The sequence below is a fragment of the Chryseobacterium sp. MFBS3-17 genome (assembly GCF_020687745.1).
Taxonomy (GTDB): Bacteria; Bacteroidota; Bacteroidia; order Flavobacteriales; family Weeksellaceae; genus Marnyiella.
Genome location: NZ_JAJEWK010000006.1, coordinates 1 through 11,655 on the forward strand (window position 1 = coordinate 1; position 11,655 = coordinate 11,655).

General features: G+C 32.7%; 14 protein-coding genes. 6 read left to right on the forward strand and 8 right to left on the reverse strand.

Features of this window, described 5'->3' with window-relative positions; genetic code table 11:
* Window positions 1-80: 80 nt before the first annotated feature.
* From LKO26_RS03550 to LKO26_RS03575, 6 genes are all read right to left on the reverse strand, one after another.
* Complete coding sequence (locus LKO26_RS03550; protein ID WP_227586465.1) at window positions 81-308, reverse strand: hypothetical protein; 228 nt, start codon at window positions 306-308, stop codon at window positions 81-83.
* Between the two features lie 467 nt (window positions 309-775).
* Window positions 776-1,882 (reverse strand): hypothetical protein, encoded by a 1,107-nt coding sequence (locus tag LKO26_RS03555; protein WP_227586466.1) that lies wholly within the window; start codon window positions 1,880-1,882, stop codon window positions 776-778.
* 48 nt (window positions 1,883-1,930) lie between these two features.
* The gene (locus LKO26_RS03560) at window positions 1,931-2,140 is read right to left on the reverse strand and encodes a hypothetical protein (protein ID WP_227586467.1); all 210 of its coding nucleotides are present in this window, start codon (window positions 2,138-2,140) and stop codon (window positions 1,931-1,933) included.
* Between the two features lie 52 nt (window positions 2,141-2,192).
* A complete protein-coding gene (locus tag LKO26_RS03565; RefSeq protein ID WP_227586468.1) occupies window positions 2,193-2,885 on the reverse strand; it encodes a hypothetical protein in 693 nt (230 codons plus the stop codon).
* Between the two features lie 3 nt (window positions 2,886-2,888).
* Entirely contained in the window at window positions 2,889-3,140 is a 252-nt protein-coding gene (locus LKO26_RS03570) for a DUF3853 family protein (protein ID WP_227586469.1), read from the reverse strand.
* Window positions 3,137-3,424, reverse strand: coding sequence for a DUF3853 family protein (locus LKO26_RS03575; RefSeq protein ID WP_227586470.1), 288 nt, complete (start codon window positions 3,422-3,424; stop codon window positions 3,137-3,139). The genes LKO26_RS03570 and LKO26_RS03575 overlap by 4 nt, the downstream gene beginning before the upstream one ends.
* A gap of 134 nt (window positions 3,425-3,558) precedes the next feature.
* On the opposite strand from LKO26_RS03575, the gene LKO26_RS03580 reads away from it, so the two are divergent.
* Window positions 3,559-4,005, forward strand: coding sequence for a hypothetical protein (locus tag LKO26_RS03580; protein WP_227586471.1), 447 nt, complete (start codon window positions 3,559-3,561; stop codon window positions 4,003-4,005).
* A 93-nt stretch (window positions 4,006-4,098) separates the two neighbouring features.
* Window positions 4,099-5,367 carry a site-specific integrase gene (locus LKO26_RS03585; protein WP_227586472.1) on the forward strand — a complete coding sequence of 423 codons (1,269 nt, stop codon included), beginning with the start codon at window positions 4,099-4,101 and terminating at the stop codon, window positions 5,365-5,367.
* Window positions 5,368-5,392: 25 nt separating this feature from the next.
* Here LKO26_RS03585 and LKO26_RS03590 read toward each other — a convergent pair whose 3' ends face one another.
* Together LKO26_RS03590 and LKO26_RS03595 are read right to left on the reverse strand one after the other, a co-directional pair.
* Window positions 5,393-5,749 (reverse strand): SOS response-associated peptidase, encoded by a 357-nt coding sequence (locus LKO26_RS03590; protein ID WP_262907405.1) that lies wholly within the window; start codon window positions 5,747-5,749, stop codon window positions 5,393-5,395.
* A gap of 234 nt (window positions 5,750-5,983) precedes the next feature.
* Complete coding sequence (locus LKO26_RS03595; RefSeq protein ID WP_227586474.1) at window positions 5,984-7,267, reverse strand: ATP-binding protein; 1,284 nt, start codon at window positions 7,265-7,267, stop codon at window positions 5,984-5,986.
* Between the two features lie 95 nt (window positions 7,268-7,362).
* Between LKO26_RS03595 and LKO26_RS03600 the strand changes: the two genes are divergently transcribed.
* From LKO26_RS03600 to LKO26_RS03615, 4 genes are read left to right on the forward strand one after another with little or no spacing between them, the layout of a single operon-like run.
* Entirely contained in the window at window positions 7,363-8,634 is a 1,272-nt protein-coding gene (locus LKO26_RS03600; protein WP_227586475.1) for an SIR2 family protein, read from the forward strand.
* Window positions 8,621-10,405 (forward strand): ATP-binding protein, encoded by a 1,785-nt coding sequence (locus LKO26_RS03605; protein ID WP_227586476.1) that lies wholly within the window; start codon window positions 8,621-8,623, stop codon window positions 10,403-10,405. Before LKO26_RS03600 ends, LKO26_RS03605 begins: the two co-directional genes overlap by 14 nt.
* Window positions 10,402-10,623, forward strand: a complete 222-nt coding sequence (locus LKO26_RS03610) for a KTSC domain-containing protein (RefSeq protein WP_227586477.1) — start codon at window positions 10,402-10,404, stop codon at window positions 10,621-10,623. The genes LKO26_RS03605 and LKO26_RS03610 overlap by 4 nt, the downstream gene beginning before the upstream one ends.
* A 2-nt stretch (window positions 10,624-10,625) precedes the next feature.
* Complete coding sequence (locus LKO26_RS03615) at window positions 10,626-11,651, forward strand: hypothetical protein (protein ID WP_227586478.1); 1,026 nt, start codon at window positions 10,626-10,628, stop codon at window positions 11,649-11,651.
* Window positions 11,652-11,655 lie beyond the last annotated feature (4 nt).

An 11,655-nucleotide genomic window follows, 5' to 3' on the forward strand; every position in this document is an offset into this window, starting at 1 on the left:
CCTTTAAAACACCTGCAATCTTTGCAGGACTGAATGTGCTCTTTTTCATTGTCTTAATTACGATTTAAAGTTAATTAATTTTATACTTTTAAACCGTACTGTTTTCGGGGGAGCTTACAAAAACTTCGCCCTGTTCCAAAATCAAAAGCTCTATTTTTGACGAAATCCACCGAAAGACTCGGGGTTTTTTCTGTTCTGTCCAAAGCAAAATAAAACGCCATTTTACCGTTTTCTTTCGCCGGAAACAATTGAAATGATTCCAAAACGATTTTGATGCTTATTTTTTCTTTGATTTTTTTACAATTCATTTTTTTTTCTTTTTAAAGCAACTATTTAATCCACATTTCCCTTTTAAACAAAAAAAAGCTTTTAATTACTTTTATAATACTTTTAGTTTTTCGTTATATCGACTTCTGACAAGATATCAAGCGTCAATTTGACATGAGCACAATTCCGAAAGCGGGATGAGTACAAATCCGAAATATAAATGAGTGCAAATCCGAAAACTGACCAATTTCCGCATGAGCACAAATCCGAAGTCGTGTTTATTAGTTTGTACAAATCATGATGAATTTTTACTCTTATCCACAATTCTTTAAGGTTATCCACATTTTAAAGTCTGTTTGAATTTTGGAATGAGTGCAATTCCGAAAATATGGTTACTAAATTTCGATTATTTAGCATTTTTAGCGGTAAATGAGTCCAAATCCGAATTCGGAATGAGTGCAATTCCGAAAATAGTATGAGTGCAATTCCGACTTGCTCAACTTTTTCTTTAGATAATTGAAGGAAAACCGTTCGGTAAAATTTCTCCCATTTTTGTTTTTTGATATTGCTCTACTAAAATTTTTTGAATTTCTTTTAAGAATAATTCACCCTGATATTTTGTTGATTTAAGTTCTCTTTTTCTATTGATCCGAATAAATTCTTTGAAAGCATTTTCGATCTTTTCTCTCGTTTGAGGAATGTTTTTGTACTGATAAACCAACTGAATCATTTCCTGTTCCTTTAGATTGTATCTCGACTTAAAGTAATTTAATCTTCGACTAATGTTTTTATCTTCATTACGACCTTTCGAGATTTGAAAATTTTCAAGCATTCCAATACTTTTAACGTTATACGGTCTGATAATAATCGTATCTTTTTTGCATTCAAAGTTGAAAGAAATGGTATTGAATTGATGAAGATTAGTTTGAACGGATTTTAAAAATTTGAAACAAAAATCATTGGTAGTTTTATAATTCAAGCCAAATTTTTTATTTAAAGTTGAAAGTTTTAACGCTGTTCCCGTTTCAGGAATTTTTGAAAGCCATATTGCAAAGATGATGTGCTTGTTATTACGGATATTGTACACCAAATTATAGAGCGCATAATTGTATTCCGGGATAACCATCAATTTTTTCAGCCAATAACTACTTATTAAAAACGAAGTGTATCCTCTTTGGTCATAGCTTGGTGTGGAAATAAGTCCGCCAAAAGTTTTTATTTCTTTTCCTTTTGAATTGACTGATTTATACCAACCCATTTTAAATTTAGCTAGAAATTCATACGCATCAATGACTTGTTTGGTAGAACCACTTGGCGAAATTTTGCTGTTTCGGATTTTGATTAAAGCAAAACTATTGTTCTCGGTCTCAAATTCTTCATCGAATAGGGAAAGTTGTTTGGGTCGGTCTTCAGGACGGAATTGCTCGTTGCTGATAATTGAAATAATATTGAAAATCACTCGCAGTGCGTTAATCGGAATGTCGGCTGCTTCTTGATTTTCAAAAATAAAATCATCTACAAAATGATTTCCCAATCGAATCTTGTCGAGGGACTTTTCATCATTGTTTTCAAATTTCTTTCTTATAAGTCGTAAGTCTTTATCAGAAATACCCATTTATCTTTTTCAGTTTTTTAAGTCAACTCTAGGAATTATTGATAAATTTCAATAGACTAATGTGATTTTTTCAGTTTCGAGAGGTTTATTACCATCGTTGGTATTGTAATATTTGAAATCATTTTTATCTTCAAATCTAAAAACCCGCTTCTCAACTTTTCCAAAATTTGAAACCTTAATTTTTTGAATGCCTTGATATTCTGCAAGTTTTCCGTTAATGCTCACTTTCTGTCCGATTTTTAAATCTGCTATTCTCATTTTTGTTTAATTATTTGTATTCATTGTAATTAAAAAATGTTCTTAATCTTCATTAAGCGATCACTTGAGGTCGTTTAATACTTGGAATGGATTGGGTCAAGGTTTTGTTTTCATCATGATTTATTAGATAGGGTAGGATGCTTTTTAATATTGATTTCCAATTGGAAATTGGTTTTCCTGATTTGTTTCTCCAATGATCTTTTAACCAACTCTCATATTTGGTTTTCAGTTGATTATCTAAACTTTTATTGTAAGAATCTAATGTTTTCGCATATTCTATGAAGTCGTTTAAAGAAGGTATATCATTATTTTTGACTGTAGATTTAGTTTTTCCTGAATTAAAAACTTTATTTTTTGATTTTGATTCATTTTCCCTAATTCTAATTGTTTTTTCTAGATCGTTCGATTTGCATTTAGAATTACGTTCAATAATTGTTTTTTCTTGTTTTTCAACTTCAATTACTTTTAAAGGATAATGTAGAATCAACCGATAATAACATGGATAGCCACTTTTGGTTTCAAATTGAATTAATCCATAATTTCGAAGTTTTTCTTTGGTGGTTTTTACCGTTTTTCTAGTGACTCCTAAATTTTTACTTGTTACAATATCTGAAATTTTGAAATCGTAACGATTATTTTCATAACCTGTTTTCAAAAGAAACAAATACATTGCAATAGCTGTAGAACCCAAATCATTATTTTGATTGAATTTCCAAAAGCGATCGATCAATTCAAGGTAATACATAGATTACTTTTTACCGAAAAGCGTTAAAGCTCTCTTTATGTCAATAATGATAATATTACCATTTTGGATAATCGCTTTATCCAAAATACCGGATGATTTTATTTCAGACGCTTTAGATATCGAACAGCCCAAAATCTTAGCAAGTCCTTTTAATCCGTACTCGTACTTCTTATCTGAATTAACACTTTTTGAAACTTCTAAAAATTCTTCGACAGTTAATTTCCATAGCGGAGTTTTTGGGTCTATTGTTTTCATTCACTGTCTTTTTTGAAAAGCTCTAGTGCTTTTTCGGCATCAACAATAATTTTTCGTCCATTTTGAATAATAGCTTCATCAAAAATCCCTTTACTTTTAAGTTTTCCAGCGTGATTTTTTGAACATCCTAATAGTTTTGCTAATCCTAAGAGTCCGTAAACATACTTGTCTCCAATCAAATTTTGAATGATTGGTTTTTCCTCAATATTTGGCTTTCTGGAATCTAAAATTTCTACAAATTCTCCGATGGTCAATTGCCATATGGGTTTATTATAATCTTCCATTTTTCAATTTTTTTATTGAAATTTATTATTAAATGTGCTTATTTACATTTATTTTGCTACATTTGTATTGCAAATATAGAATAAATATTGATAAAAATCTATGTTTTTAAATTGAAAAATTAATTTTTTTAGATATGACAATTACTGAAAGATTACAAATGTACATGACTCACAAAGGCTTAAACCCTAATAAAGTTACCGTTGAAGCTGGTTTGTCAGTCGGGTTGATTGGAAGAGCTCTCAAAAATAATTCTGGACTCAATTCAGATACTATTGAAAAAATTCTATATGCTTACGCCGATTTAAATCCGGAATGGTTTACTACTGAATCTGGCGAAATGCTAAAAACCAACAACCAAACAATTAATAACGGCGATGGTAACAATGTCAATAGTAATATTAACGGTAATGTTGGTGGAAATGTAACCATATCCCATAGTGAGTTTTCTGGAATGATCGAGCTTCAAAAAGGTTATCAAGAAATTCAGAAGGAATTGAATGAAAGACTTAGCATTAGCCAGGAGCAACTTACCGAAAGTATGAAACAGGTAACGATACTTGTAGAGCTTCTGAAGAAGTAATACCAACGAACATAAAAAAATATTTTATCTCAGATACGCTGCTATCTGAAGGTAATTTCTATTGCTCTAATCAAAAACTTTAATTCTTATAAATTGAATATTAAATACCATAGTCAGTTTCTTCTCGACAAAGAGAAAGGTAAGCATACCGCAAAAATTCGTTACCGAATCAAATGGGAAGGAAATGTAGTGGCGTTTAGTTTAGGATATAGAGTAGAAATTGAAAAGTGGAGTAGGGAGACCCAAAGATGTAAAGCCAATACTACCCACGGCACAAAGAAAGTTTCAGCAAGTTTAATCAACAGAAAGATCCAAAAATATGAAACCGCTTGTGAGAAAGTTTTTCAGAAATGTGAATTAGAAGGATTTATTCTTAGAGAAGATAATTTCAGAGAACTTTTCAATGCGGAAATAGGTAATGCTCCTAAGAAAGAAATTAAAATTGAAAAATTGTTTTTTGATGTTTACGATGAATTTACAAAAGAAGAATCTGTAAGAAATCAATGGACAAAATCCACAGAAGGAAAGATGCAAACAATCAAAAAACATTTGACAAATTTCAATGCTGATGTAACTTTTGATTATTTTTCTGAAGAAGGACTTTTGAATTATCAATTATTCCTGCAAAACACTTTAAAATTCAAGAATTCTACAATTTTAAAGAATTTTTCTTTTCTGAAATGGTTTCTGAAATGGGCAACAAAGAAGAAATATAATAAAAATGACGCTTTTGTTACATTTAAACCAAGACTAAAAACTACTCAAAAAAAAATTATTTTTCTTACTCCTCTAGAGTTGAAAAAACTAAAAGAATTTAAAATTCCAAAACAGAAGAAATATCTAAATAGGGTAAGAGATGTATTTCTATTCCAATGTTTTACTGGTTTAAGATATTCTGATGTTGCAAACTTAAAAAAGAGTGATGTAAAAGATGGTTTTATAGAAATAACTACCGTTAAAACCTCTGATAGTTTAATTATCGAACTTAATAATCATAGCAAAGCATTATTGAGGAAGTACGAAAAAGTTGAAGCATTAAATAATCAAGTGTTTCCTGTAATAACGAACCAGAAAATGAATGAATACTTAAAAGAATTAGCGGAATTAGCAGAAATCGATGAACCCGTTCGTCAAACTTATTACAGAGGAAATCAAAGGATAGATGAAGTGACACCAAAGTACGCATTGCTTGGAACTCATGCTGGAAGACGAACATTTATTTGTAATGCCCTTTCTTTAGGCATCGCTCCACAAGTAGTTATGAAATGGACTGGTCATAGTGATTACAAAGCCATGAAACCTTACATTGACATTGCTGATGAAACAAAGATTAGTGCGATGGAGAAGTTTAATTTGTTATAAAATATCGAAAGAAATCTTGCTAATTCTATACAATCTCAGCTTCCAACTCAGGGTCATAATTAGGAAATTCAAAATCGACTAAAGGGTTATCATCGAGCCATCGGTATTGAATCCGCTTATTTAACATGATTGGCATTCTTTGTTTGGTGTTGTGGATTTCAGCCATTAATTCGTTGGCTTGAGTTGTAACAACAGTAACAGTATTAATTTCGTTTCCTGTTTCGGGGTCAGTCCAAACATTGTACAAACCGCCAATTGTTGAAATTGGTTGGTCTTTAACTTTTATTAAATATTGCTCTTTAGTCTTTCCTTTTTCGTCTAAATGTTTCCATTCGTGGAAGCCATTGGCAAAGATGAGATAATGATTAGAAATTGAACACATACTAAACTTAATATTTTTAATGAGTGCTACAATGCTGACATAGCAAAGTCGAAAATTTATTAGTCGAACACAACTCGGAAACACATTCGCCGTGGCGAATATTAGCCAGGTAATGCTTTTGAATGGTGACATCGCATAATAAACGATGTAATAGCTGGGACACGACTCGAATGTCTGGTCTTCAGCATTTGAGCCCAATATTGCATTCCTAATGGTGACATAAATGGTGACATTTTACAATACTTTCCATTCACCGCTTCGATTGTTGCCAAGTCTTGTAATAATTTTATTTTCCTGTAAAATTTTCAGTGTTCTTTTTATAGTTCTGTCCGTAACAGTTAGTTCTTCGGCCATTTTTAAAGCAGTTATTTTACTGTTACTTTGAATTAATTCTAAAACCCTCTGTTCAACACTCACTTCCACAAAATTAAAAATCACATAAAAGCCGTTATGGTCATATTTGAAAACCGGAACAGGAATTTTTGCGGCCTTCGCTTCATTCAGAATCTTAATCGTTCCGCGTCCCCATGATTCAATCAGTCCGACACGAAAAAATGCATTGGCAATGTCCGGATTGTATGGACGGGACGGGTGCTTTACTTTCAGTTTGGCCACAGTCCAGTCTTCCGGTAACTCTCCCTCATTCCAAATAATCAATTTGTTATCATAAACGCTAATTTGAACAGGAATTCCGCTTGCGTAATCCTTGTGGACAATTGCATTCAAAACCGCTTCTCGAAGTGCAGCAGGTGGAACAGGAAAACTTTCTTTTCGTTGCAGTCCGTCATAGGTAATCTGTGCTTTTAGATATTTAGTTAAAAGCAAATCAATTACCTTTTCTGCCTGTTCCAATAATCCACCTTTCACTTCATCCTGAAAAGCCAAATCATCATCGGTTCTGAAGAACCCAATTTTTGTGATCGCACCTGTAAAAAGTTTGTCCGGTTTGGGGTGAAAGAGCAGCACAGCAGCTTTCTTGAGATTTCCGTCCGGAGCAACAAGATTAAGTTTTTCCAGAAGATCTTCGGTTGAATCATCCTGAATGTTCTCATCGAACCGTTCAGTTTCAGAAGCCCGTTCTTTGAACAGGTCAAAAGCCGCATCTGAAAGATCGGCCACCTTGGTGTAAGGTTCTGGTGTTCCGTCCCATTTCAAACCTTGCTTTTTTAGGAGAAACTTGTCCAGTGCAGAGCCTTTTAATTCCTGATTGGTGGCACCACTTCTGTAAAAATAGCTGCCCTTATAATTTACAGGATACGGATAGGCATCGGTAATAATTTCAAGATAATCTTTTCCGGCTTCGGTCTTAATGTTTACATCCACCAAAACACCCAGAATGTCTTTCACTTTATTAGGCAAATCTTCCGACAATTTTTTGGCATCACAAATACCTTTCACATGGCCTTTGTCATCAATACCGATAAACATTATTCCACCATTGGCGTTAGCAAAACCGCAAATCCATTTAATGTATTCGTCGCGCCAGTTTTCTTTAAATTCGGTATTCTGATTTTCCATATTCTGCAGTTTCACAAAAATAAGGATTTTACTTTTCCACAATGTTGCACGGTCACATTAATTTTGGTTATTTTTATACGATAATGATTAATGATATGATGAAACACGATCCTTCGGAGTATATAAGAGGAATTCAGCAAATTTTGATTTCTGATAAAAAGAAAATAGGCTTTCTTTTTGGAGCAGGAAGTTCTTTAGCTAGGAAGAGTGATAATTCACTTACAGTTCCAGCGATCGGTGCGATGACAAAAGAAATAGTAAAAGAAGCCGGCGAAAAACAAGCCAGTTATGGAATTGCACTAGAGCAAATAGAGGTTGAACTTGGCTCTGATAATTTTAACATAGAAACACTGTTGTCAAAACTTGAATTAAAATTAGAAGTTATAGGTGATTCAACTTTAAATTCTTTGACAAAAGAAGATTTTCAAAACCTAATTCAATTCATTAAAAAATGTGTTCGAGAAAAAGTTAGTGTGCACCTTGAAAACGATAAAATTGTACATAAGGACATAGTTAAAGATTTAGTTCAGACTGATTTTGCAAATTGGATAGGGCAAGCGGAACGTAAGTACCCTATTGAAATTTTCACAACTAATTATGATTTTCTCTTTGAATTGGGTCTAGAATATAAAGAAGTTCCGTACTATGATGGTTTCTGCGGAAGTTTAAGAGCGTTTTTTAATCCTGAATCCGTTGAAGACTTTTCTTTCTTGTCAAAACAAACCAAGCTTTGGAAAATACATGGTTCTCTAGGATGGCACTATGACACTGATACTGAAAAAATTTTAAGAGTTAGCCCAGATGATGAAGATATCCTAATTTACCCTTCGACATTAAAATATAAGGATTCTAAAAAACAACCATATGAGAGTTTATTAGATCGTTTATCAAATTTTATTAAGCAAGATGATTCCATTCTCATAACTTGTGGTTATTCTTGGGGTGATGAACACATAAACTCAAGAATAGTTTCTGCACTAAAGACAAACACCACATCACATGTTATAGCACTTTATTATGATAGGTATGACAAAATTGATGAACAATCAAAAGTTGTAAAAATAGGATTTGATAATCCTAAAATCTCCATTTACGCTTCAAATAGTGCAGTAATTGGCTGTAATTTTGGTAACTGGAAAATAAAAAGTGAACCTTCAAAAGAGGATTCGGTTAATATTGATTTGTATTTTGATGAAGATGGAGCCTTGGATGAAGATGCAATAAAAGGAACTGAAACAAAAGGAGAAGAAGATTGGAAAGGAACTGGGGAGTTTGTTTTGCCGGATTTTGGGAAGCTTGTCAAATTTCTCAATTCTATGGTAAATGAAAATGAAATCAAGAAAATTGGAGAAAATGTTAAGAAGTAGAATAACTGAAATTGGAGAAATAGATAGTATTAGCGGGAATAATATTTCAGTTAAACTTTTTGATAGCCTTAAATCTAATATGCCAATAATAGATGGTATTGTTTATAGAGTTGGACAAATTGGATCTTTTATTAGAATACCACTTGGTTATGCAAATCTTTATGGAATTGTAACCCAGATAGGTTCAGCAGCTATACCCGAAAGTTTGAGGGAAGCTGTTGCAAAAGACTATGAAAATTTAAAGAATACTAGATGGATTAATATAGTTTTAGCGGGAGAGCAAGTTGGTCAAAGATTTGAAAGAGGAGTAACGCAGTATCCAACTACAGGAGATAAAGTGCATCTAGTTACAATCAATGACCTTGATATAATATATGGCGGATATGAGGAATCTAATTCTATTTCGGTCGGAAATATTAGTGTTTCTGAAAGTTTAGATGCTAAAATTGATCTGGACAAATTACTATCAAGACATTGTGCCATAGTTGGTTCAACAGGAAGTGGCAAATCAAATTCAGTATCAGTTTTGCTTCAATCTATTGCAAATAGAGATTTTCTTAGTTCTAGAATATTGGTAATTGATCCGCATGGTGAATATAATGATGCTTTGTCTAAGCATTCACACGTAATTGAGGTACATTCAGCAGATGATGCTAATAAATTGCAAATTCCTTTTTGGGCATTACCATTCAATGAGTTGATAAAAATATTCTCCGGAAACTTATCTGACCAAAATCGCGATTATATCAGAGAAAAAGTAGTAGAAGCGAAAATAACGAGTGCATTAAACAATAAAATTGAAGTTGCGAAGGAATCCATTACAGCTGATTCTCCGATACCTTTTAGTATAAAACGTCTGTGGTTTGAATTAACTGATTTTGAGAAGCAAACGTTTACAGACACAACCAGAACTACATTAAGTGCATTAATTGTTACTGGGGATGCTGAAAAGTTAATTTCCAACGAATATACCCCCGCTGGAATGGGTAATAGTGCACCTTTTTTAAATCAAAAAGCTAAAGGTCTGTTGAGTTTTTTGGAAAGCATGCGAAATAAATTAAATGATAGCAGTTACAGCTTTTTATTTTCTCCTGGAAAGTTTGCACCAGATTCTGAAGGTAAAATTGAAAGTGATTTAGATGATATGTTTTTAAAATGGCTTGGTAACAAATTACCAATAACAATTTTAGATTTATCAGGAATACCCAGTGAAATAATGTCTTCTATTTCGGGGACACTTTTAAAAATTATTTATGATGGGTTATTTTGGGGTGTAAATACAAGTGTTGGGGGTAAAAATCAACCTTTATTAATTGTATTAGAGGAAGCACATAGTTATTTAAAAGCGGGTGAGCATTCAATCTCATCAAGGACGGTTCAAATGATAGCTAAAGAAGGTCGCAAATATGGAGTAGGATTACTGCTTGTAACTCAAAGACCATCAGAATTAGATGAAACAGTATTAAGTCAGTGTGGAACTCTAATAGCTCTAAGAATGAACAATTCGAAAGATAGAGGACATATTCGATCAGCGGTTCAAGATGAACTACAAAGTATGGTAGATCTATTACCTAGTTTAAGAACTGGTGAAGCGTTAATTTCGGGTGAGGCTGTGAAGATACCGTCACGAGTTAAGTTCTTTAAAATTGCTAACGCACCTAAAAGTTCTGATCCTAAAGCCTCAGAGAGGTGGTTAATGAATGTTGAGGATTCAGAAAATGAATATAAAAAATTATTAAAATCTTGGAGAAATAAAAATTATAAAATATGAATTTACCAGAAATGACACAAGTTAGTTCTTCTAACATAGCAAGTATAGGTTACGATGAACAGAATCAAGAAGTTTATATAAGATTTCTGAATGGGAGTTTATATGTCTACAAAGGAGTTCCGCAACATGAGTATCAGAATTTGTTAGAAGCCCCTTCTCATGGATCTTATCTTAATAGAAATTTCAAAAACGTTTATCCTTACGAAAGAATCGAATAATCGTGTTAAATTTAAACCAACAACTCAACCGAGTTGAAATAAAAGAATTCGAAATTGAAAACCAAATCGTTTTCAATTACTTCGATAATCTTCCGGTAGCAGAGAGAGATGAAAAACTACTTCGTGCAATTTACATTGGTGTTCTGGCGATGATGGAAGACCGTATTTCTGCTTTTCTTTCAAAAACCAATAACGAGCTCGGAACCGAACTCGAAAGTCTGAAAATGATCTTCGAGATGAAAAAGGAACTGTTTTATAAATCAACAATCAAAGGTGCTTTGGCGGAAGATGAAGTGGCGCAATATCTGAATGAGTTTTTCCAAAATAAAAAACTGAAAGATCGCGCTTATTTAACCGGTAATTCTGCAGGTAATCTTGCTAAAAACAAAACAGGAGATATTCTTTGTGAAATTAATGGAGATCCAAATCAAAGAATTGCAATTGAATGTAAATTCGATAAGAGCATTAAGTTTGGGGAGATTGAAAACAAAGATATTTTCACAAGAAAATCAGATACAGCATGGAGTCAGTTGATTGAAGCTCAGGCAAACCGCGGAACCAATACTGCAATTATCGTTTTTGATATCTCCCTTATTGACAATTCAATCTTAAAGAATTTTGACAATGTAGGTTATATTCCGGAGGTTGGATTTGTAGCAGTTATCAATTCGCAGTCAGGAGACTATTCTAATCTTAGTATTGCTTATATGTTGGCTCGCGATATTATTCTGAATGCAAAACAAGTTGATCTGAATAAAGATATTCTTTCAATGATTGTGAATCGGATCATCAAAGATATTGATCAAATTATGCTGATTCGAAACCTCGTTCACAGCAATATTGAAAACAATAAATCAATTCTGAAACAGCTTGAAAAATCAATGCTGTTAATGGAATTCAATCAGGAATATTTATTAAAATTTTTAAAAGATGGAAACTTAACAAAAGAAGATTTGCTTGAGTTTTATTCAGGCGAAGAAGTTAAAGACCGCTATAAACTGATTGAAAAAGAAATAAGTTCACTGTAATCCT

Coding starts and splice junctions, on each gene's coding strand:
- LKO26_RS03550 (WP_227586465.1), bottom strand. CDS start 308: ATGAATTGTAAAAAAATCAAAGAAAAAATAAGCATCAAAATCGTTTTG.
- LKO26_RS03555 (WP_227586466.1), bottom strand. CDS start 1,882: ATGGGTATTTCTGATAAAGACTTACGACTTATAAGAAAGAAATTTGAA.
- LKO26_RS03560 (WP_227586467.1), bottom strand. CDS start 2,140: ATGAGAATAGCAGATTTAAAAATCGGACAGAAAGTGAGCATTAACGGA.
- LKO26_RS03565 (WP_227586468.1), bottom strand. CDS start 2,885: ATGTATTACCTTGAATTGATCGATCGCTTTTGGAAATTCAATCAAAAT.
- LKO26_RS03570 (WP_227586469.1), bottom strand. CDS start 3,140: ATGAAAACAATAGACCCAAAAACTCCGCTATGGAAATTAACTGTCGAA.
- LKO26_RS03575 (WP_227586470.1), bottom strand. CDS start 3,424: ATGGAAGATTATAATAAACCCATATGGCAATTGACCATCGGAGAATTT.
- LKO26_RS03580 (WP_227586471.1), top strand. CDS start 3,559: ATGACAATTACTGAAAGATTACAAATGTACATGACTCACAAAGGCTTA.
- LKO26_RS03590 (WP_262907405.1), bottom strand. CDS start 5,749: ATGTGTTCAATTTCTAATCATTATCTCATCTTTGCCAATGGCTTCCAC.
- LKO26_RS03595 (WP_227586474.1), bottom strand. CDS start 7,267: ATGGAAAATCAGAATACCGAATTTAAAGAAAACTGGCGCGACGAATAC.
- LKO26_RS03600 (WP_227586475.1), top strand. CDS start 7,363: ATGATGAAACACGATCCTTCGGAGTATATAAGAGGAATTCAGCAAATT.
- LKO26_RS03605 (WP_227586476.1), top strand. CDS start 8,621: ATGTTAAGAAGTAGAATAACTGAAATTGGAGAAATAGATAGTATTAGC.
- LKO26_RS03610 (WP_227586477.1), top strand. CDS start 10,402: ATGAATTTACCAGAAATGACACAAGTTAGTTCTTCTAACATAGCAAGT.